This window comes from Streptomyces sp. NPDC052036 (genome assembly GCF_040680495.1).
Lineage (GTDB): Bacteria > Actinomycetota > Actinomycetes > Streptomycetales > Streptomycetaceae > Streptomyces.
The window spans coordinates 13,757-34,155 of the sequence record NZ_JBFAWW010000026.1 but is presented as its reverse complement, the minus strand read 5'-3'; the positions used below and the strand labels follow the sequence as shown (position 1 = coordinate 34,155).

Below are 20,399 nucleotides of genomic sequence, written 5' to 3'. Positions count from 1 at the left end.
TGGCCCATCGAAGCCGTGTGCGGACCGCTGTTGACCGAGTGTCCGAGGGAGTAGCATCCGCCCCAACGGTCCGTTCCGTACGACGCTGACGTCCCGGAGGAAGCATGCAGCCGACCGCCACGGTGCTGGTCTACAGCGACGACTCCCGCACGCGCGAGCAGGTGCGGCTCGCGGTCGGGCGCAGGCCGGCCCCGGACGCCCCTGAAGTCCGGTTCGTGGAGTGCGCGACGCCCGCCGCGGTCATCAGCGAACTGGACAAGGGCGGCATCGACGCGTGCGTCCTGGACGGCGAGGCCGTGCCGATGGGCGGCATGGGCGTGTGCCGGCAGATCAAGGACGAGATCTTCCACTGCCCTCCGGTGCTGCTGCTCATCGCGCGCCCGCAGGACGCGTGGCTGGCGACGTGGAGCCGGGCCGACGCCGCCGTGGCGCTGCCGGTGGAGCCGGTGGAGCTGGCCTCCGCGCTGGCCTCGCTGTTGCGGCGGCGGGCCCTCGCGAGCGCCTGACGGCGCCGTGAGCGCCCAGAGGCCCGCCGGGCCCGGATTGTGCCTGACCCGGCACCCGGGGCGCCCTGGCGGCCTTTCAGGCCCGCGTAGGCGCCCTCCCGTCCGACCTCACCGGCCCCGCGCGTCTCGCCGGGGCCGGGCACCCCTGTCACACCGCCTGCGGGCGCAGTCTCGCGATGTCCGTCGGGCTCGGGCCGGGCTCGTCCGGGACCAGGGCGCTGCCCTTGCTCCACTTGGCCCAGTCGAGGTTCCAGTCGCCGTAGCCGTTGCCGAAGGGGTCCATCTGCCGGCCCCGGGAGTTGACGACCTGGACGATGTCGCCCAGCCGCACGGTGTCGAAGAACCAGTGGGCGTTGCCGGTGGTCATGCCGGTGCAGCCGTGGCTGACGTTGGCATACCCCTGGTAGTCGACGGACCAGGGCGCCGCGTGGACGTATTCGCCACTCCAGGTCACCTGGGCGGCCCAATAGACCATCAGATCGAAGGAGTCGCTGGAGTTCGTGGAGATGCCGATGGTCGTCCCGCGCATCCGTACGGCGGGCTGCTTGGCGATGATGACCTTGATCCCGTTGCGCGTGTCGTAGCCGGGTCTGCCGGTGGTGACGGGGATCCGCCGGAGCACCTGGTCGTTCTTGTAGACCGTCATGTGGTGCGCAGCGGCGTCCGTGACGGCGACAAGACGGTCGCCCATGGTCAGTTGCACGGGTTTGCTGTCGGCGCCCCACAGGCGGTCCGAGACCTTCACGCCCGCAAGGTTGCTGTGCACCGTGACGGAGGCGTGCGCGGGCCAGTAGTCCTTGGGACGGTAGTGCAGCGTCTTGTCGTCCACCCAGTACCAGGAGCCGTCGATCGCGGGCACCGTGTCCACCTTGAGGGCGCGCTCGACGATCGCCCGGGACGCCTTGTCCTTGACGGGCTCGCTGAGTGCGGCCGTGACGGGCTGGCCGACGCCGTAGGTGCCGGTGTCGGGCCCGAGGGCGACGTTCAGCATCTTCTTGGTCTTCGGGACGGCGGTGTCGAACTCCAGGACCTTGCGGCCGGGTGCGCCGTCCTCGTCCTCCGTGCTCACCCGCACCGTGTAGTGGGTGCCGGCGGCCAGCGGTGAGGTGCTGTGCCAACGGCTGCCGTCGGCATTGAGTTCACCGGCCAGATAGCGTCCTCGGGCGTCCACGGCCGTGACGTCCGTGATGCGCCCGTCCGAGTCCGAGGCGGTGATCTCCAGAGGCTTGTCGGGATCGGCCTTCTTGTCGTTGTCGTCAGGGCCGTTGTACGCGATCTGGTCCGCCGCGTCGAACGGATGCGCGGCGAGCGGGTCGCCGTCGACGCCGCAGGCGACAGGGCCCACGGCAAGGGATATCAGCAGCAGGGTGCAGCCGACGACCGTGCGGTGTCGTGGCCCCCGGAAGAAGACTGAGTGGCTCATGACCTCACGCTATGAACCCCGCTGGGCCACGGCGCGCCGGGAGAGCCGTGCGGGGGACGCGAAACGCGGCAAAAGAGGGAGCCCGGACACTTCGGAGAGTGTCCGGGCTCCCGTGCGTTCAACGCGTGTTACTGGGTGCGGTTCTCACCGCGGTAGTACTCGAAGACCCAGCCCCACAGGCCCACCAGGATCAGCGGGGCGGAGAAGTACATCAGCCACCATCCGATCGCGATGGACAGGAAGGCCAGCGCGCCACCGACACCGAGGGCGAGCGGCTGCCAGCTGTGCGGGCTGAAGAAGCCGACCTCACCGGCGTCGTCCGCGACGTCGGCCTCCTTGTTGTCCTGGGCGCCCGCGTCGACCCGCCGGGCCGTGAAGGCCAGGTAGTAGCCGATCATCACGCTCAGGCCGAAGGCCAGGAAGAGCGCGGTGGTACCGGCCGGTTCCTTCGACCACAGGCCGTACACGATGGCCATGATCAGGAGGAAGACGGCCAGCCAGAGGAACATCTTGCCCTGGATCTTCACTTGCCGGCCTCCTTGCCACCAGCGACGGCCTTGCTGCCGGCACCCGCGTGCTCGAGCTGCTCGAGCGCGGTGATCTCCGGGTGGTGCAGGTCGAAGGCGGGGGATTCGGAGCGGATCCGCGGCAGCGTGAGGAAGTTGTGCCGCGGCGGCGGGCAGGAGGTCGCCCACTCCAGCGAACGGCCGTAGCCCCACGGGTCGTCCACGCCGACCGGCTTGCCGTACTTCGCCGTCTTCCACACGTTGTAGAAGAACGGCAGGACCGACAGGCCGAGCAGGAAGGAGCAGATCGTCGAGATCGTGTTCAGGGCGGTGAAGCCGTCGGCCGCGAGGTAGTCCGCGTAGCGTCGCGGCATACCCTCGGCGCCCAGCCAGTGCTGCACCAGGAAGGTGCCGTGGAAGCCGACGAACAGCGTCCAGAAGGTGATCTTGCCGAGGCGCTCGTCGAGCATCTTGCCCGTGAACTTCGGCCACCAGAAGTGGAAGCCGGCGAACATGGCGAACACGACCGTACCGAAGACCACGTAGTGGAAGTGCGCCACCACGAAGTACGAGTCGGAGACGTGGAAGTCCATCGGCGGCGAGGCCAGGATGACACCGGTCAGACCACCGAACGTGAAGGTGATCAGGAAGCCGGTCGCCCAGAGCATCGGTGTCTCGAAGGACAACGAGCCCTTCCACATCGTGCCGATCCAGTTGAAGAACTTCACACCGGTCGGAACGGCGATGAGGAACGTCATGAAGGAGAAGAACGGGAGCAGCACGCCACCAGTGACGTACATGTGGTGGGCCCACACCGTCACGGACAGACCGGCGATCGCGATGGTCGCGCCGACCAGGCCCATGTAACCGAACATCGGCTTACGGCTGAAGACCGGGATGATCTCGGAAATGATGCCGAAGAATGGTAGCGCGATGATGTACACCTCTGGATGGCCGAAGAACCAGAAGAGGTGTTGCCATAGTAGGGCGCCGCCATTGGTCGCATCGAACACATGCGCACCGAACTTGCGGTCCGCCTCCAGGGCGAACAGCGCGGCCGCGAGGACCGGGAAGGCCAGCAGGACCAGGACGGCGGTCAGCAGCACGTTCCACACGAAGATCGGCATGCGGAACATGGTCATACCAGGTGCGCGCATGCAGATGATGGTGGTGATGAAGTTGACCGCACCGAGGATCGTGCCGAAGCCGGAGAAGGCCAGACCCATGATCCACATGTCGGAGCCGATGCCCGGCGAACGGACCGCGTCCGACAGCGGGCTGTAGGCGAACCAGCCGAAGTCGGCGGCGCCCTGCGGGGTGAGGAAGCCACCGACCGCGATGAGCGAGCCGAACAGGTAGAGCCAGTAGGCGAACATGTTCAGCCGCGGGAACGCCACATCGGGCGCGCCGATCTGCAGCGGCATGATCCAGTTCGTGAAGCCGGCGAACAGCGGCGTCGCGAACATCAGCAGCATGATCGTGCCGTGCATCGTGAACGCCTGGTTGAACTGCTCATTCGACATGATCTGCAGACCCGGCCGGGCGAGCTCGGCGCGCATGAGGAGCGCCATGACGCCGCCGATGCAGAAGAACGCGAACGACGTGGCCAGATACAGCGTGCCGATCGTCTTGTGGTCAGTGGTGGTCAGCCACTTGACGACGACATTGCCGGGATTCTTGCGCCTGACCGGCAGCTCGTTCTCGTATGAGCCTACGGCTGCGGCGGCACCCTGGGGTTCGTTGAGGATGCTCACAGGTTGTTCGTCTCCCGGTTCTTCTCGTGGCTCGTCTGCGCGATGCCCGCGGGGATGTAACCGGTCTGCCCCTTCTTCGCCAGGTCCTTGAGGTGCTGCTCGTAACGCTCGGGCGAGACGACCTTCACGTTGAACAGCATCCGGGAGTGGTCGACGCCGCAGAGCTCGGCGCACTTGCCGCGGAAGGTGCCCTCCATGTTGGGGGTCACCTGGAAGGCATTGGTGTGGCCCGGAATGACGTCCTGCTTCATCAGGAACGGCAGCACCCAGAAGGAGTGGATGACGTCGCGCGAGGTCAGGACGAAGCGGACCGTCTTGCCCTTGGGGAGCCAGAGGGTCGGACCGGGGTTGTTGGTCTGCGGGTTCCGCGTGGCCGGCGTACCGAAGTCGTAGACACCGCCGGCGTTCACCGGGAAGTCCTTCTTGAACCGGTCCGGGATCGCGTTCAGGTTCGGATCGGTCTTGGCGTCACCGGTCACCCCGCTGACGGGGGTGACGTAGTTGAAGCCCCAGCTCCACTGGTAGCCGACGACGTTGATGGTGACGTCGGGCTTCTTGTCGAGGCTGAGGAGCTTCGACTCGTCGCGGGCGGTGAAGTAGAAGAGCACCGAGACGATGATCAGCGGGACCACGGTGTACAGCGCCTCGATGGGCATGTTGTACCGGGTCTGCGCAGGAACTTCGACCTTGGTGCGGCTGCGCCGGTGGAACATGGCGCTCCACAGGATCAGGCCCCAGACCAGCACGCCGGTGGCGAGCGCGGCAGCCCAGGAGCCCTGCCACAGAGAGAGGATCCGCGGAGCCTCTTCCGTGGCCGGGGTGGGCAAACCAAGGCGGGGGAAGTCCTTGTATGTGCAACCGGTGGCGGTCGCCAGGACCAGGCCCGCGGTCAGTGCCTGCAGCAGCTTCCGCCGCATCGGGCGCCGCGGCGAGCGGTCGGAGCCGTTGGGACTCACGTAGCGCCTTCCCGAGAGTCTCGCCCGCGCGGTCGGCTGCGGCCTTCTCGCTGGTCGGTCGCCGCCCTGCGGCGGGCAGGGGTTTGGATGTTTATGCGGACCAAACCCTACTGGACGCCATTTGGGGTCGCGCGGGGAGGGTGCCCAACGCGCCGCCGGACACCCCGAAGGGAGGGAATGCCCGGTTGTGGCCCCTTCCTGACGGGTGCTTCGGCCGCTGCGGGAGGCCTCGCGGTTCGCAGGAGTTAGCGTTGCGGTGTGTCCTACTTCGACGCCGCATCCGCCGCTCCTCTGCACCCTGTCGCACGTCAGGCTCTGCTGGCCTCCGTGGACGAGGGATGGGCCGACCCCGCCCGGCTGTACCGCGAGGGACGGCGGGCCCGCATGCTGCTGGACGCGGCGCGCGAGGCGGCCGCCGAGGCCGTGGGCTGCCGCCCGGACGAGTTGGTGTTCACCGCCTCGGGCACCCGGGCGGTGCACTCCGGGATCGAGGGCGCCCTGGCGGGCCGCCGCCGGATCGGACGTCACCTGATCGTGTCCGCCGTCGAACACTCCTCTGTCCTCCATTCGGCGGAGGCGTTCGAGGCCGCGGGGGGAACGGTGACGCGGGTCCCGGTCACCCGGGCGGGCAGGGCCGACACCGCGGCGTACCGGGCGGCGCTGCGCCCGGACACCGCGCTGGCCTGTCTTCAGTCGGCCAACCACGAGGTGGGCACGGTGCAGCCGGTGGCCGAGGTGGCCGAGGTGTGCCGGACGGCCGGGGTGCCGCTGCTGGTGGACGCGGCGCAGTCGCTGGGCTGGGGCCCGGTGGAGGGCGACTGGTCGCTGCTGACGGCGAGTGCGCACAAATGGGGCGGACCGTCGGGCGTCGGGCTGCTCGTCGTACGCAAAGGGGTGCGGTTCGCGCCGCAAGGGCCCCTGGACGAGCGGGAGTCGGGGCGGGCGGCCGGATTCCAGAACATCCCGGCGATCGTGGCGGCCGCGGCGTCGCTGCGCGCGGTGCGGACCGAGGCGGTCCAGGAGGCGGCCCGGTTGCGGGAGCTGACCGAGCGGATCCGGACGCGGGTGCCGAACCTGGTCCCCGATGTGGAGGTGGTGGGCGATCCGGTCCGGCGGCTGCCCGGGATCGTCACCTTCTCCTGTCTCTATGTCGACGGGGAGACGGTGCTGCACGAGCTGGACCGTGCGGGCTTCTCCGTCTCGTCGGGCTCGTCCTGTACGAGCAGCACGCTGACCCCGAGCCATGTGCTCAAGGCGATGGGGGTGCTGAGCGAGGGCAACGTCCGGGTGTCGCTGCCGCCGGGAGCCGAGGCCGACGAGGTCGACCGATTTCTTTCGGTGCTGCCGGACGTGGTGGCGACGGTGCGCGAGAAGCTCGGCGCGCCGGCTCCGCGGACGGCCGTGCACGAGGACGCCCTCGTCGTGGACGCCCTCGGCAAGGTGTGCCCGATCCCGGTGATCGAGCTGGCGAAGGTCATCGGGGACGTCCCGGTGGGCGGCAGCGTGCGCGTCCTCGCGGACGACGAGGCGGCCCGCCTGGACATCCCCGCGTGGTGCGAGATGCGCGGGCAGCAGTACCTGGGCGAGGAGCCGGCGGAGCGGGGCTCCGCCTACCTGGTCCGCCGGCTCTCCTGAACCGCCCCGGGCGTTCCTGACCGCCCTCGTGCGTTGCCGGCCGCCCGTATGTCCGCGGGTGCGGCGGTCAGACCAGGTGGTCCTGGACCTCCACCGCGGCCTCGTCGCCGTAGGCCTTGGTGAAGCGGTCCATGAAGTGGGCCCGGCGCAGCTGGTACTCCTGGGTGCCCAGCGTCTCGATGACCAGGGTCGCGAGCATGCAGCCGACCTGGGCCGCGCGCTCCAGCGGGACGCCCCAGGCGAGGCCCGACAGGAAGCCCGCGCGGAAGGCGTCGCCGACGCCCGTCGGGTCGACCTTGGCCGTCTCCTCGGGCACGCCGACCTCGATCGGGTCGTCGCCGGACCGTTCGATGCGCACGCCCCGCGAGCCGAGCGTGGTCACCCGGTGGCCCACCCGGGCCAGGATCTCGGTGTCGCTCCAGCCGGTCTTGTTCTCGATGAGCCCCTTCTCGTACTCGTTGGAGAAGAGGTAGGTCGCCCCTTCCAGCAGTATCCGGATCTCGTCGCCGTTCATCCGGGCGATCTGCTGCGAGAAGTCCGCGGCGAAGGGGATGGCCCGGGAGCGGCACTCCTCCGTGTGGCGCAGCATCGCCTCCGGGTCGTCCGCGCCGATCAGGACCAGGTCCAGGCCGCCCACCCGGTCGGCGACCGTCTTGAGCTCGATGAGCCGAGCCTCGCTCATCGCACCGGTGTAGAAGGAGCCGATCTGATTGTGGTCGGCGTCGGTGGTGCAGACGAAGCGGGCCGTGTGCTGGGTGTCGGAGATGCGCACGGAGGCCGTGTCCACCCCGTGCCGGTCCAGCCAGGCGCGGTACTCGTCGAAGTCCGAGCCCGCCGCGCCGACCAGGATCGGCGCGGTGCCGAGCTGGCCCATTCCGAAGGCGATGTTCGCGCCCACCCCGCCCCGGCGTACGTCGAGACGGTCGACCAGGAAGGAGAGCGAGACCGTGTGCAGCTGGTCCGCGACGAACTGATCGGCGAAACGACCGGGGAAGGTCATGAGGTGGTCGGTGGCGATGGAGCCGGTGACTGCGATACGCACGGCGAGGACACGCTCCTGTGGAGGAGGGGGATTGACAGTTCACGCTACCCGGTCGACCCGTCCCGCTGAAGCAGGCGAAACTACCCAATAGTAGATCTTTCGCCTTCGGCTTCAGCGTGCCTACGGTTCCCCTATGACGAAGCCCGAGTTCCCCGGCACCGGCCCGCTCGACCCCGACGGAGACCTGACGGCGCTGCGCGGCGACTGCGCCCGGATGGTCCCGCACTGGGCCCCGCCCGAGAAGAGCGCCTCCCGGCCGGTCTCCCCCTCCCTGATCCACGGTGTGAGCGTGCCGCCCGCCTCGGCGCATCTGCTGGACGCGATGTCCGACTACGGGGACTGACCGGTCCCCGCGGGGTCTGCGGGCTCGGGCCCCGAACCCAGGGCGCGGCGCCCTCGGGCCCGGAACCCCGGGCGCAGGGCTCGGGAACCGTGCGCTCCCCCTGTGCGTCCCATCGCCGTCCTCCTTGATGGGGAGGCGGGATACGACCCCTGGGTGCTCCTTTCGGGTACGGCGGGGTCTTCCGGGACAGCAGCGGAGCCGAAGGAGCGATGCGGTGAGCACCGAGCGACCCGACGACACGAACGGCGCACCCGACGTCACCGAGGACACGGACGGTGTCGCGCCGCGGCGGCGCTCCCCCGTGGCGGTCGCCTCGGTCGCGGCCGCGGTTCTGCTCGTCGGTGGCGGCGGGGCCTTCCTCGCCGCGAGCGCGTCCGGCGGGCCCGGCGGTTCCCCCGCGCCGGGCGGCGACGGCACTCCCCCGGCGCTGGCTCTCGACGGCGCCGGCGAGGGTGTCCCCCCGGGCATCGCGGTGGGCGAGCCCAACCCCTACGGCACCACGTACACCGTCCGGGGCTCGCTCCCCGACGGGCCGAGGTCGGCGCCGGTGTACTGGGCGAAGGGCCGGGTGACCCAGGAGGAGGTGGCCCGGCTCGCCGGGGCCCTGGACCTCAGCGGTACGCCGAAGCTGGTCGGCGACACCTGGCAGGTGGGGGCGGTGAAGGACAGCGCGGAGCCGAGTCTGCGGGTCAACCGGGACGCACCGGGCACCTGGACGTTCAGCTCCTCTGTGCCGGGCACCGACAACTGCCCGCGGGGCAAGACGTGCCGGCCCGCCGGGTCCGGGGCGGCCGGGGCGCGGCCGGGCCCGGTGAGCGAGGAGGCGGCGCGGCAGGCCGCCGCTCCCGTGCTCAAGGCGGTCGGCCAGGACGACGCGAAGCTGGACGCGTCCCAGCTCATGGACCGGGTGCGGGTGGTGAACGCCGAACCTGTGGTGGGCGGGCTGCCCACGCACGGCTGGACGACCGGACTGCGGATCAGCTCCGAGGGCAAGGTCATCGGCGGCAGCGGCAATCTCGCGGCACCGGCGAAGGGCGCCGTCTATCCCGTGCTCGGCGCGCGGAAGACGCTGGACCTGATGAACGGTGCGCCGTCGTCGTACGGCCGTATGGGCATCGGCGGCTGCCCCGGACCCGTACCGGTCAAGGACCGGGACGAGAAGCCGTGCACGACGGGCCCGGCCGCGTCGCAGCGGGCGTCGGCGTCCGTGGAGGGCGCGGAGTTCGGACTGGCCGCGCACGCGGTGGGCGGGAAGGCGTTGCTGGTGCCGTCGTGGCTGTTCGAGGTGCGGTCGGCAGGGACCTCGGGCGGCGACCCCTTCACGGTGACGTACCCCGCGGTCGAGCCGCGGTATCTGGTCGCCCACCGGCCGCCGGGCGAGCCGAGCGGGACGCCGGCCCCGCAGCCGAGCCCCTCGACGAGCGGACCGGGGAACCGGCCCTCGCCCGCGCCGACGCACCACGACGTGAAGGTGCTGGGCTACACCGCCGACGGCCGGGACCTCATCGTCGCCTACGAGGGCGGGGTGTGCGCCGACTACGCGGCATCCGTGCGCGAGGACTCCGAGCGGGTGACGGTGACCGTGACCGCGACGCCCTGGCAGGGCCGGGTCTGCGCCATGATCGCCAAGGTCTACCACGCCACGCTGCACCTGAAGGCGCCGCTCGGCGACCGCCAGGTGGTGGGCTCGGACGGCAGGCCGATCCCCAAGGACACGACGGACACGCTGCCGAAGGCGTCCTCGGGCGGGACGGGCTCGACGCTCTCCCGGTGACGGCGGTCCGTGGCAGCACGAAGGCGGCGTCCCCCGTGGAGGGGAACGCCGCCTTCGTGACGACCGGTGGGGTGCCGGCTCAGCTGAAGGAGTCGCCGCAGGCGCAGGAGCCCGTCGCGTTCGGGTTGTCGATGGTGAAGCCCTGCTTCTCGATCGTGTCGACGAAGTCGATGGTGGCACCACCCAGGTACGGGGCGCTCATGCGGTCGGTGACGACCTTGACCCCGCCGAAGTCCTTCTTCACGTCGCCGTCGAGCGAGCGCTCGTCGAAGAAGAGCTGGTAGCGCAGGCCGGAGCAGCCGCCGGGCTGGACGGCGACGCGCAGCGCCAGGTCGTCCCGGCCTTCCTGGTCGAGCAGGGCCTTGACCTTGGCCGCGGCGGCGTCGGTCAGGATGATGCCGTCGGTGACGGTGGTGGTCTCGTCCTGTACGGACATCTACATCTCTCCCGGTTTGTACGGAGACTGCTTGCCGACGAGTGCAACCGGCGTGGCCGCGGATTCATTCCGGGCCGAGCTCGTTTCTTTTCGCTTCCCTCTTCATGCTCGCACATGCGCCGGAACACGGACACCGGCCTGTGGACGACCCGGGTGACACCGCCGCGCCATGTGCCGGACGACCCCCGTACGACGCCCGGACAGCCGCTGTTCGAGGGCCGGGCCGACGTCGTACGGCATCGGGAGCGCCCGGGGCCCTCTCCGGGGGCGGGCGGCGGACCGTGCCGGGATTCACGTCACATCGACACTATGGCCGTCGTCAAACTGACATGAAGCGGTTATGATAGATAGCGTCAATTCGACGAAAAGGCTTGTCCCGCATGTCCCGCCGACCCCCTTCGGGCCGGCGAGCCGCAGAACAGAAAGGGTGCGTGAGGTGACCACCGCCCAGACCCAGGAGCTCGACGTACAGCCGACGCCCCTCGCCCTCCTGCTGCTCGGCCGTGAGGCCGACCCGAAGAGCGAACGGGGCGTCGAGTGTCCCGGCGACCTGCCCTCCCCGTCCGACCCGGACCTGGTCGCGCGTGCCCGCGCCGCCAAGGAGAAGCTCGGCGACAAGGTCTTCGTGCTGGGCCACCACTACCAGCGCGACGAGGTCATCCAGTTCGCCGACGTCACGGGCGACTCCTTCAAGCTGGCCCGGGACGCGGCGGCCCGCCCGGAGGCCGAGTACATCGTCTTCTGCGGTGTGCACTTCATGGCGGAGTCGGCGGACATCCTGACCTCCGACGACCAGAAGGTCGTCCTGCCCGACCTCGCGGCCGGCTGCTCCATGGCCGACATGGCCACCGCCGAGCAGGTCGCCGAGTGCTGGGACGTGCTGACCGAGGCGGGCGTCGCCGAGCAGGTCGTCCCCGTCTCGTACATGAACTCGTCCGCGGACATCAAGGCGTTCACGGGCAAGCACGGCGGCACCATCTGCACGTCGTCGAACGCGCAGCGGGCCCTGGAGTGGGCGTTCCAGCAGGGGGAGAAGGTCCTCTTCCTGCCGGACCAGCACCTGGGCCGCAACACGGCGGTGCGCGACATGGGCATGTCGCTGGACGACTGCGTGGTCTACAACCCGCACAAGCCGAACGGCGGGCTGACCGTCGAGGAGCTGCGCGCCGCGAAGATGATCCTGTGGCGCGGTCACTGCTCGGTGCACGGCCGCTTCAGCCTGGACTCGGTGAACGACGTCCGGGAGCGGATCCCCGGGGTGAACGTGCTGGTGCACCCCGAGTGCCGGCACGAGGTCGTGGCCGCCGCCGACTACGTCGGTTCGACGGAGTACATCATCAAGGCGCTGGAGGCCGCCCCGGCTGGCTCCAAGTGGGCCATAGGCACGGAGCTGAACCTGGTCCGGCGCCTGGCGAACCGTTTCGCTCCGGAGGGCAAGGAGATCGTCTTCCTCGACCGGACGGTCTGCTTCTGCTCGACGATGAACCGCATCGACCTGCCCCACCTGGTGTGGGCGCTGGAGTCGCTGGCCGAGGGCAACCTGGTCAACCGCATCGAGGTGGACAAGGAGACCGAGGCGTTCGCGAAGCTCGCGCTGGAGCGGATGCTCGCGCTGCCGTAGCCGCCCGCCCGGCCGACCGGCTTCCCGCCCGGCCCGCACACGACGAGGCCCGGCCCGCACCTTGGTGCGGACCGGGCCTTTGGCCATACCCGGGGGACTACACCCCCGCGGGCTCCGGCTCCCCGGACTCCGCCGGCTCGACCGGCGTCCCCGCCTTCTTCGCCCGCTTCGCCGCCCTCTTCTTCGCGCGGCGCTCCTTGCGGAGCTCCAGCATCGCGTAGAGGGTCGGGACCAGCAGAAGGGTCAGCAGGGTCGAGGTGACGAGACCGCCGATCACCACCACCGCGAGCGGCTGGGCGATGAAACCGCCCTCGCCCGTGACACCCAGGGCCATCGGCAGCAGCGCGAAGATGGTGGCCAGGGCCGTCATCAGGATCGGGCGCAGACGGTGGCGGCCACCCTCGACCACGGCCTCCACCACGCCGTAACCCTGCTTGCGGTACTGGTTGATCAGGTCGATCAGCACGATCGCGTTCGTCACCACGATGCCGATCAGCATCAGCATGCCGATCATCGCCGGAACGCCCATCGGGGTGCCCGTGGCGATCAGCAGACCGATCGCGCCGGTCGCCGCGAACGGGATGGAGACCAGCAGGATCAGCGGCTGGGCCAGGCTGCGGAACGTCGCGACCAGCAGCATGAACACGATCGCCACCGCGGCCAGCATCGCCAGGCCCAGGTTCTTGAACGCGTCGCTCTGGTCCTGCGAGACACCGCCGATCTCGGCCTTCGCGCCCGCCGGGAGCTTCAGCGCCTTGATCTTCGCCTGGAGGTCCGTGCTCACCGCGCCCGTGTTGTCACCGGTCGGACGCGCCGTGATCGTAGCCGCGCGCTGGCCGTCGATCCGGGTCATCGACACCGGACCGTCCACCAGCTTCACCGTCGCGATGTCACCGAGCTTCACCGGGCCGAGCCGAAGCTGCTTCAGCTGGTCCAGGGTCTGCGCCGGCTTCGCCGCCTTGATGACGATGTCCCGCTCGGTGTCGTCCAGGATCGCCTTGCCCGTCGTGGTGCCCTGCACGGCCTGGGCGACCGCGGCGCCGAGCGTCTGGTCGTTGAAACCGGCCGCCGCCGCACGGGAGTTGGCCGTGACCGAGATACGCGGCACGCTCTGCGCCAGGTCGCTCGACACGTCCGTGACGTCCTTGAGCCCGGCGACCTCGGCACGCACCTGCTCCGACGCCGTGCGCAGCACGTTCGCGTCGGCCGCCTTCACGACCACGCTCAGGTCCTGGCTGCCGAATCCGTCACCGGCCGACACCGTGGTCGTACCGATCCCGGAGAGCTTGGCCAGGCCGTCCTCGACGCGGGTCTGGACGTCCTTGTACTTGGCGGAGTCGTCCAGCATGACCGTGTACGACGCCTGGTTGCTGCCGGTGCCGCCGCCGAAGGCGGCCATGAAGCCGGACGAACCGATGGTGACCTGGTAGTCCTTGACGCCCTTCACCCCGGAGAGCATCTTCTCGATCTTCTTGGCCTGGGCGTCCGTCGCCGCCAGGCTCGTGCCCGGCTTCAGCTTCTGCTTGACGGAGAGCACCTGCTGCTCGCCCTGGTCGAAGAAGTTCGTCTTCAGCAGCGGCGCCATGCCGAAGGTGCCGATCAGGACGACCACCGCGATGGCCACGCTGGTGAGACGGCGACGGGTCGCGAAGCGCAGCACCGGCACGTAGAAGCGCTGGAGCCGGCTCTTCGCCTCCTTCTCCTCGGCGGCCCGGCGTGCCTCGTCCGCGTCCTCGGGCATGGTCTTCGGGGCGCGCAGGAACCAGTACGACAGAACCGGCACGACCGTCAGCGACACCACCAGCGAGGCCAGCAGCGCCGCCGTCACGGTGAGGGAGAACGAGCCGAACAGCTCGCCCACCATGCCGCCGACCAGACCGATCGGCAGGAAAACCGCCACCGTCGTCAGGGTGGACGAGGTCACCGCGCCGGCCACCTCACGGACCGCGGTGAGGATCGCCGACTGCCGCTCCTCGCCGTAGCCGAGGTGCCGCTTGATGTTCTCCAGGACCACGATCGAGTCGTCGACGACCCGGCCGATGGCGATGGTCAGCGCGCCGAGCGTGAGCACGTTCAGCGACACGTCGCGCGTCCACAGCACGATCAGGGCCAGGACCACCGACAGCGGAATAGAGACCGCCGTGACGAGGGTCGAGCGCACCGACGCCAGGAAGACCAGGATCACCAGGACCGCGAAGAGCAGACCCAGCGCGCCCTCCGTGGTCAGACCGTCGATGGACTTGGAGACCGCCGGGCCCTGGTCGCTGACCACGGTGATCGTGGAGCCGGAGCCGAGGTCCTTGCGCAGGTCCGTCAACTTGTCCTTGACGGCCTTGGAGATGGCGACCGCGCTGCCGTCGTGGTCCATGGTGACGGCCACAGCGAGGCTCGGCCTGCCGTCGGTGCGGGTGATCGAGTCGGCCTTGGCCTCCTGCTGGCGGACCGTGGCGACGTCACCGAGGCGTACGGGCTTCTTGCCGGGCTCGCCGGTGACCATCAGGTCCTCGATCTGCTGCAGCGAGGTGAACCCGCCGCCGACCTGGACCGTGCGGTTGCTGCCGTCCTCGTCGAAGGAGCCCGCGGGGACGGTCGCTCCGCCCGCCTGCAGGGCCTGGCCCAGCGCGGCCGGGGTCAGCCCCGCCTGTGCGAGCTTCGCGTTGTCGGGCGTGACCGTGACCTGGAGGTCCCGGACGCCGTTGACGGTGACCTGGCCGACGCCGGAGATGTCCTTCAGCGTGGGCACGACGGTCTTGTCGAGCTGGTCGGACAGGGCCTGCTGGTCCTTGTCCGAGGTGACGGCGAGGACGACGGTCGGGATGTCGTCCGTCGAACCCGCGATGACCTGCGGGTCGACCGAGTCCGGCAGCTTGACGCGGGCCCGGTTGACGGCCTGCTGGACATCGGCGACGAGCTGCTTGGTGTCGTTGCCGTAGTCGAAGGACGCCATGATGACGGCGTTGCCCTCGCTCGCCGTGGAGGTGACGCCCTTGATACCGGAGACGGCCTGAAGGGTGTCCTCGAGGGGCTCGACGACCTGCTTCTCGACCACGTCGGGGGACGCCCCCTGGTACGGCGCCAGGACGGACACGACGGGCAGGTTGATGGTGGGCAGGAGCTGTTGCTTGAGCTGTGGGATCGCGATCGCACCGAAGACGAGCGCGACGATGGACATCAGCGCTATCAGGGCCCGTTGCGCGAGGCTGAATCGTGACAGCCAGGACATGGGTCGGCGTCTCTCTCTGTGGCTGAGCGGAAGGTTCGAGGCGCACAGGGGCGCCCCTCTACACACTGAGGCATCCGAGACAGCGGTTCCGTCGCCCCGAGGTCCCGTTCCTCGTGCGTACGCCTACTGCGGGCGCAGTACGGCCCGATGGAGCCCGCTCCACCCATGGACGGAGCGGGCCCCGACCCACTCACTCCACCCTCGGGCGCACCAGCCCCGACTCGTAGGCGATGACGACGAGTTGCGCGCGGTCGCGTGCACCCAGCTTGGCCATGGCCCGGTTGACATGTGTCTTGACCGTAAGCGGGCTGACCTCAAGACGTTCGGCGATCTCGTCGTTGGAGTGGCCGCCGGCGACCTGGACGAGCACCTCGCGTTCCCGGCCGGTCAGGGTGCCGAGCCGGTCGGAGCGGGCCGGGTCGCGTCCGTCGTCGTCGCCCTGGGCGAGGAAACGAGCGATCAGGCCCTTGGTGGCGGCGGGTGACAGCAGCGCCTCGCCGCCCGCCGCGACCCGGATGGCGTTCAGCAGCTCCTCCGGCTCGGCCCCCTTGCCGAGGAACCCGGACGCCCCGGCGCGCAGCGACTGCACGACATAGTCGTCGACCTCGAAGGTCGTCAGTATGACCACATGGACCTGGGCGAGGGCGGGGTCGGCGCTGATCAGCCGGGTCGCGGCGAGGCCGTCCGTGCCGGGCATCCGAATGTCCATGAGGACCACGTCGGCGCGCCGCTCCCCGGCCAGCCGGACCGCCTCCGCGCCGTCGGACGCCTCGCCCACCACCTCCATGTCCGGCTCCGAGTCGACAAGCACCCGGAAGGCGCTGCGGAGCAGCGCCTGGTCGTCGGCGAGCAGGACACGGATGGTCATACGGGCCCTCCCTGGGCGGCGGTCACACGCTCTCCCCGGCCACGGTCACACGCTCTCCCCGGCCGCGGTCGTCGTGCGCGTCTCGACCGGCAGGATCGCATGGACCCGGAACCCGCCGCCGTAGCGGGGACCGGTGGTGAGGGCCCCGCTGAGGGCGGTGACACGCTCCCGCATGCCCAGCAGTCCGTGCCCGCCGTGTCCGTCGTGCTCGTCGCGCCCGTCAGGTCCGTCGCGTCCGCCCTCGTGCTCGGGCCCGGTGTCCTCGCCCCTGCCGTCGTCGAGGACCGTGATCTCCACATGGGGCCCCACCCGGACCACGCTGACCTCGGCTTTCGCCGTCCGGCCCGCGTGCTTCCGCACATTGGTGAGGGCTTCCTGGATCACCCGGTACGCGGCCAGGTCGACGGCCGCGGGCAGGACGGTGCCGTAGTCGGCGCGGGCGACCTCCACGGGGAGCCCGGCGTTGCGGAACGTGTCCGCGAGTTCGTCGAGACGGGCGAGACCGGGGGCGGGCTCGGTGGGTGCCTCGGGGTCCCCGGACTGCCGCAGCAGACCGACGGTGGCGCGCAGTTCGTTGAGCGCGCTGCGGCTGGCCTCACGGACATGGGCGAGGGCTTCCTTCGCCTGGTCGGGGCGCTTGTCCATGATGTGCGCGGCCACCCCGGCCTGCACATTGACCAGGGCGATGTGGTGGGCGACCACATCGTGCAGATCCCTCGCGATGCGCAGCCGCTCCTCGGCGACCCGGCGGCGGGCCTCCTCCTCGCGGGTGCGTTCCGCGCGTTCGGCGCGCTCCCTGATGGCGTGCACGAAGGCGCGACGGCTGCGGACGGCGTCGCCCGCGGCGGCGGCCATGCCTGTCCAGGCGAAAAGGCCGAGGTTCTCCTGGTCGTACCACGGCAGGGGACCGACGAGCATCGCCGCGCCGGTGAGCACCGTCATGGTGAGCAGGCCGACACGCCAGGTGGTGGGGCGGTCGGTGGTGGCGGCGACGGTGTAGAGGGCGACGACCGCGGACATCGCGACGGGGGCGCGCGGGTCGGCGGCGACCAGTTCCACGAGGGAGAGGGCGACCGTGACCGCGAGGACCACCAGCGGACGCCGGCGACGCAGGACGAGCGCCGCCGCCCCGAGCACCATCAGGGCGAGGCTGAGCACACCCGGGCTGCGCGCGCCCCAGGCGGCGCCGTGCTCGCCATGGGGGTCCACGAAGGAACTGGCCACCATGGAGACGAGGACGCCGAAGGCGAGGGCGGCGTCCAGCGCGAGGGGATGGGCGCTGATCCGGCACCAGGTGCGTTCTAGGGTGCTCACGGATTCACGGTACGGGGGATTCACGGTACGGGGGCCCGCGGCGGACGGAACCAGGGTGGTGGGGGCACCCCGGTGACGCGGGGCCCGGGTGCCGCCCCCTTGCGCATCCCGCGGGTCAGCCAGGGATCAGGCCGTCGTCGTCCAGCATCTCGCGGACCTCCGCGAGGGTCGCCTCCGGCGACGGCAGGATCAGCTCCGAGGGCTGGAGGGACTCGTCCGGCAGCGGCGTGCCCAGACGCCGGACCGCGTCCAGGAGGGCGTTCAGCGTGCGCCGGAAGCCCTCCTCGTCGTCCCTCTGCATCTCCCGGAGCAGCTCGTCGTCCAGCTTGTTGAGTTCGGTGAAGTGGGCGTCGTCCAGCTTCACCTGCCCCTCCCCCATGATCCGCACGATCATGTGGCCCTCCTGTAGGCGTGGGACCCGGTTGGATGACAGCGTTACGTGAGGTTACGGCCTGCCGCGCGTCACTGCTTGTCGAAGCGCGGGGTGTCCTGCGGCTGGGACTGGGACTGCCCCTGGCCCGTGCCGCCCTCCAGTGCCTGCCGCTGGTCGGAGGTACCTCCCGCCAGCTCCGCCTTCATGCGCTGCAGCTCCAGCTCGACGTCCGTGCCGCCGGAGAGCCGGTCCAGCTCCGCCTGGATGTCGTCCTTGGCCATGCCGGAGGGGTCGTCCAGGGCGCCGGAGGCCAGCAGCTCGTCGATCGCTCCGGCGCGAGCTTGGAGCTGGGCCGTCTTGTCCTCGGCGCGCTGGATCGCCAGGCCGACGTCGCCCATCTCCTCGGAGATGCCGGAGAAGGCCTCGCCGATCCGGGTCTGTGCCTGGGCCGCCGTGTACGTCGCCTTGATGGTCTCCTTCTTGGTGCGGAAGGCGTCCACCTTGGCCTGGAGGCGCTGGGCCGCCAGGGTCAGCTTCTCCTCCTCGCCCTGCAGGGTCTGGTGCTGGGTCTCCAGGTCCGTCACCTGCTGCTGGAGCGCGGCGCGCCGGGACAGCGCCTCGCGGGCCAGGTCCTCCCGGCCGAGCGCCAGCGCCTTGCGGCCCTGGTCCTCCAGCTTGGTGGACTGCTGCTGCAACTGGTTGAGCTGGAGCTCCAGGCGCTTGCGGCTGGTCGCCACGTCCGCGACTCCGCGGCGCACCTTCTGCAGCAGCTCCAGCTGCTTCTGGTACGAGTAATCGAGGGTCTCGCGCGGGTCCTCGGCCCGGTCAAGGGCCTTGTTCGCCTTCGCGCGGAAGATCATCCCCATACGCTTCATGACACCGCTCATGGGCTTCGCGCGCCCCCTTCTGACGGACTCCAGCTCACAGGTCTGCGACAGGACCCACAGTACGGGCCCTGCATCCATTACCGCACTGTTCGGGGACGGATGCGGTCATCCCCAAGGACGACTGCGCACGGTCCCGCTCCGGCGTAGGGAGTAGGTGTCCCCCGAGGTTACGTACGGGGTGACTGCCGGATTCCCTCAGTCGGCCTGCGGAAGAACGCCGGTGGTCCTCCTTTTGAGGCCCTCTGTCCCACTACAGACGAGCGGTGTTGCCGGATCGTTCCCCACTCGGCTGGGGTCCATGCGGGGGAACCCCGTACCCTTGGGTTTTGTGTTCCGTAGCCGTGCCAAGGAAGAGAAGGCCCCCGCCGACAAGGCGCCGGTGACCGACTCCAAGCAGACCCGTGACCCGCAGGCCAAGAAGGGCCGGCCCACACCCAAGCGCAGTGAGGCCCAGTCCCAACGGCGCAGCGTCGCCAACACGCCGCTGACGCGCAAGGACGCCGCCAAGCGGCAGCGCGAGGAGCGTCGCGTCCAGCTGGAGCGGCAGCGCCAGGCGCTGGCGGGCGGTGACGAGCGGTATCTGCCGGCGCGAGACAGGGGCCCCATCCGCAAGTTCGCCCGTGACTACGTCGACGCGCGCGTCAACGTCGCGGAGTTCTTCCTGCCGATGGCCGTGATCATCCTGGCGCTGAGCCTGGTGAAGGTGGCCTCGCTGCAGAACATCGCGCTGCTGCTGTGGCTCGTCGTCATCGTGCTGATCGTGGTCGACTCGATCCTCTCCGGGTTCCGGCTGCGCAAGCGGCTGAACGAGCGCTTCCCCGACCAGAACAAGAAGGGCGCGGTCGCCTACGCGCTGATGCGCTCCCTGCAGATCCGCCGCTTTCGGCTGCCGAAGCCGCAGGGCAAGCGCGGAGGGCGGTCCTGAGCGCGGATCCCTTCTCCGAGGATGCCGCCAGTGCCTGGCTGGACAAGCTGGGGCGGCTGCGTGATGTCGTACGGCAGGAGCTGGTGGCCCGGCAGCTCGAGGAGCAGATAGCCGGGCGGTTCCCGGTCGGGCAGCGGCTGCGGGTGCTCGACGTGGGGATGGGCCAGGGCACCCAGGCGCTGCGCCTGGCCCGGGCCGGGCACCGGGTCACCGGGCTCGAACAGAACCCGACGATGATCGAGGTGGCCCGCCGGGCCCTGTCCGGGGAGCCCGAGGGCATCCGGGAGCGGATGCGGATCATCGAGGGCGACGGCCGCGACACCGGGGTGCACTTCCTGCCGGGCAGCTTCGACGTGGTGCTGTGCCACGGGGTGCTGATGTACGTGGACGAGCCCGATCCGCTGCTGGCGGGACTGGCGCGGATGCTGGCGCCCGGGGGGCTGCTGTCGCTGCTCGTCCGGAACGGGGACGCGCTGGCACTGCGGCCGGGACTGTCCGGGGACTGGGACGCGGCGCTCGCCTCCTTCGACACGACCGCCTACACCAACCGTCTCGGCCTGGAGGTGCGCGCCGACCGGCTGGAGACGCTGACCGCGACGCTCTCCGGGATCGGGGCGCCGCTGCACGCCTGGTACGGGGTGCGGATCTTCACGGACACGGCGCCCGACGACGCTCCGGTCCCGGAGGACGTGGAGCGGCTGCTGGCCGCGGAGGAACGGGCGGGGCGTGCGGATCCGTACCGGGGTGTGGCCGCGCTGCTGCATCTGTGCGGAGTGCGCGGCTGAGCCGGGACGGCCCCTCGTTCGGACGCGC

Annotated in this window: 19 protein-coding genes; 8 read left to right on the top strand and 11 right to left on the bottom strand. The window is 70.3% G+C overall.

Going from position 1 to position 20,399, the window contains the following annotated elements; all coding sequences use genetic code 11:
• Window positions 1-104 precede the first annotated feature (104 nt).
• Window positions 105-506, top strand: a complete 402-nt coding sequence (locus AB0L95_RS29125) for a hypothetical protein (RefSeq protein ID WP_365166416.1) — start codon at window positions 105-107, stop codon at window positions 504-506.
• 148 nt (window positions 507-654) lie between these two features.
• On the opposite strand, the gene AB0L95_RS29120 is transcribed toward AB0L95_RS29125, so the two are convergent.
• The 4 genes from AB0L95_RS29120 to coxB form a co-directional block, all read right to left on the bottom strand.
• Window positions 655-1,929 (bottom strand): Ig-like domain-containing protein, encoded by a 1,275-nt coding sequence (locus AB0L95_RS29120; RefSeq protein WP_365166414.1) that lies wholly within the window; start codon window positions 1,927-1,929, stop codon window positions 655-657.
• A 128-nt stretch (window positions 1,930-2,057) separates the two neighbouring features.
• The gene (locus tag AB0L95_RS29115) at window positions 2,058-2,456 is read right to left on the bottom strand and encodes a cytochrome c oxidase subunit 4 (RefSeq protein WP_365166412.1); all 399 of its coding nucleotides are present in this window, start codon (window positions 2,454-2,456) and stop codon (window positions 2,058-2,060) included.
• Window positions 2,453-4,189: a cytochrome c oxidase subunit I gene (gene ctaD, locus AB0L95_RS29110; protein WP_365166410.1), complete on the bottom strand. Its 1,737-nt coding sequence runs from the start codon at window positions 4,187-4,189 to the stop codon at window positions 2,453-2,455. The genes AB0L95_RS29115 and ctaD overlap by 4 nt, the downstream gene beginning before the upstream one ends.
• The gene (gene coxB, locus AB0L95_RS29105) at window positions 4,186-5,145 is read right to left on the bottom strand and encodes a cytochrome c oxidase subunit II (protein WP_365166408.1); all 960 of its coding nucleotides are present in this window, start codon (window positions 5,143-5,145) and stop codon (window positions 4,186-4,188) included. Before coxB ends, ctaD begins: the two co-directional genes overlap by 4 nt.
• Window positions 5,146-5,403: 258 nt before the next feature.
• Between coxB and AB0L95_RS29100 the strand changes: the two genes are divergently transcribed.
• On the top strand, window positions 5,404-6,780 hold the full coding sequence (locus AB0L95_RS29100) for an aminotransferase class V-fold PLP-dependent enzyme (protein WP_365166406.1): 1,377 nt from the start codon (window positions 5,404-5,406) through the stop codon (window positions 6,778-6,780).
• A 67-nt stretch (window positions 6,781-6,847) separates the two neighbouring features.
• Here the strand turns inward: AB0L95_RS29100 and AB0L95_RS29095 are convergent, their stop codons facing one another.
• A complete protein-coding gene (locus tag AB0L95_RS29095) occupies window positions 6,848-7,822 on the bottom strand; it encodes a carbohydrate kinase family protein (protein ID WP_365166404.1) in 975 nt (324 codons plus the stop codon).
• A 133-nt stretch (window positions 7,823-7,955) separates the two neighbouring features.
• Between AB0L95_RS29095 and AB0L95_RS29090 the strand changes: the two genes are divergently transcribed.
• On the top strand, window positions 7,956-8,165 hold the full coding sequence (locus tag AB0L95_RS29090; protein ID WP_365166402.1) for a hypothetical protein: 210 nt from the start codon (window positions 7,956-7,958) through the stop codon (window positions 8,163-8,165).
• A gap of 214 nt (window positions 8,166-8,379) precedes the next feature.
• On the top strand, window positions 8,380-9,939 hold the full coding sequence (locus AB0L95_RS29085; protein ID WP_365166400.1) for a hypothetical protein: 1,560 nt from the start codon (window positions 8,380-8,382) through the stop codon (window positions 9,937-9,939).
• Between the two features lie 79 nt (window positions 9,940-10,018).
• Here AB0L95_RS29085 and AB0L95_RS29080 read toward each other — a convergent pair whose 3' ends face one another.
• Entirely contained in the window at window positions 10,019-10,375 is a 357-nt protein-coding gene (locus AB0L95_RS29080) for an iron-sulfur cluster assembly accessory protein (protein WP_365166398.1), read from the bottom strand.
• A gap of 114 nt (window positions 10,376-10,489) precedes the next feature.
• Between AB0L95_RS29080 and AB0L95_RS29075 the strand changes: the two genes are divergently transcribed.
• Entirely contained in the window at window positions 10,490-10,708 is a 219-nt protein-coding gene (locus tag AB0L95_RS29075; protein ID WP_365166394.1) for a hypothetical protein, read from the top strand.
• Between the two features lie 103 nt (window positions 10,709-10,811).
• The gene (gene nadA, locus AB0L95_RS29070) at window positions 10,812-11,996 is read left to right on the top strand and encodes a quinolinate synthase NadA (RefSeq protein ID WP_365166391.1); all 1,185 of its coding nucleotides are present in this window, start codon (window positions 10,812-10,814) and stop codon (window positions 11,994-11,996) included.
• A 97-nt stretch (window positions 11,997-12,093) separates the two neighbouring features.
• Here the strand turns inward: nadA and AB0L95_RS29065 are convergent, their stop codons facing one another.
• The 5 genes from AB0L95_RS29065 to AB0L95_RS29045 all read right to left on the bottom strand — a co-directional run bounded on the left by AB0L95_RS29065 (window position 12,094) and on the right by AB0L95_RS29045 (window position 18,661).
• Window positions 12,094-15,219, bottom strand: a complete 3,126-nt coding sequence (locus AB0L95_RS29065) for an efflux RND transporter permease subunit (RefSeq protein ID WP_365166388.1) — start codon at window positions 15,217-15,219, stop codon at window positions 12,094-12,096.
• A gap of 190 nt (window positions 15,220-15,409) precedes the next feature.
• Window positions 15,410-16,087 (bottom strand): response regulator transcription factor, encoded by a 678-nt coding sequence (locus AB0L95_RS29060; RefSeq protein WP_365166385.1) that lies wholly within the window; start codon window positions 16,085-16,087, stop codon window positions 15,410-15,412.
• A gap of 45 nt (window positions 16,088-16,132) precedes the next feature.
• Window positions 16,133-17,401: a histidine kinase gene (locus tag AB0L95_RS29055; protein WP_365166383.1), complete on the bottom strand. Its 1,269-nt coding sequence runs from the start codon at window positions 17,399-17,401 to the stop codon at window positions 16,133-16,135.
• A gap of 115 nt (window positions 17,402-17,516) precedes the next feature.
• A complete protein-coding gene (locus AB0L95_RS29050; RefSeq protein WP_365166380.1) occupies window positions 17,517-17,795 on the bottom strand; it encodes a hypothetical protein in 279 nt (92 codons plus the stop codon).
• 68 nt (window positions 17,796-17,863) lie between these two features.
• Entirely contained in the window at window positions 17,864-18,661 is a 798-nt protein-coding gene (locus AB0L95_RS29045) for a PspA/IM30 family protein (RefSeq protein ID WP_365166378.1), read from the bottom strand.
• 298 nt (window positions 18,662-18,959) lie between these two features.
• On the opposite strand from AB0L95_RS29045, the gene AB0L95_RS29040 reads away from it, so the two are divergent.
• A complete protein-coding gene (locus tag AB0L95_RS29040) occupies window positions 18,960-19,586 on the top strand; it encodes a DUF3043 domain-containing protein (RefSeq protein ID WP_365166376.1) in 627 nt (208 codons plus the stop codon).
• Between the two features lie 83 nt (window positions 19,587-19,669).
• Window positions 19,670-20,371: a methyltransferase domain-containing protein gene (locus AB0L95_RS29035; protein WP_365166374.1), complete on the top strand. Its 702-nt coding sequence runs from the start codon at window positions 19,670-19,672 to the stop codon at window positions 20,369-20,371.
• The last annotated feature ends 28 nt before the right edge of the window (window positions 20,372-20,399 follow it).

Bases quoted from the DNA above. Each gene is read 5' to 3' on its own strand.
- AB0L95_RS29060 (WP_365166385.1), bottom strand. From the start codon at position 16,087: ATGACCATCCGTGTCCTGCTCGCCGACGACCAGGCGCTGCTCCGCAGC.
- AB0L95_RS29065 (WP_365166388.1), bottom strand. From the start codon at position 15,219: ATGTCCTGGCTGTCACGATTCAGCCTCGCGCAACGGGCCCTGATAGCG.
- AB0L95_RS29080 (WP_365166398.1), bottom strand. From the start codon at position 10,375: ATGTCCGTACAGGACGAGACCACCACCGTCACCGACGGCATCATCCTG.
- AB0L95_RS29040 (WP_365166376.1), top strand. From the start codon at position 18,960: ATGCGGGGGAACCCCGTACCCTTGGGTTTTGTGTTCCGTAGCCGTGCC.
- AB0L95_RS29045 (WP_365166378.1), bottom strand. From the start codon at position 18,661: ATGAGCGGTGTCATGAAGCGTATGGGGATGATCTTCCGCGCGAAGGCG.
- AB0L95_RS29090 (WP_365166402.1), top strand. From the start codon at position 7,956: ATGACGAAGCCCGAGTTCCCCGGCACCGGCCCGCTCGACCCCGACGGA.
- AB0L95_RS29075 (WP_365166394.1), top strand. From the start codon at position 10,490: ATGCGCCGGAACACGGACACCGGCCTGTGGACGACCCGGGTGACACCG.
- AB0L95_RS29050 (WP_365166380.1), bottom strand. From the start codon at position 17,795: ATGATCGTGCGGATCATGGGGGAGGGGCAGGTGAAGCTGGACGACGCC.
- AB0L95_RS29120 (WP_365166414.1), bottom strand. From the start codon at position 1,929: ATGAGCCACTCAGTCTTCTTCCGGGGGCCACGACACCGCACGGTCGTC.
- AB0L95_RS29125 (WP_365166416.1), top strand. From the start codon at position 105: ATGCAGCCGACCGCCACGGTGCTGGTCTACAGCGACGACTCCCGCACG.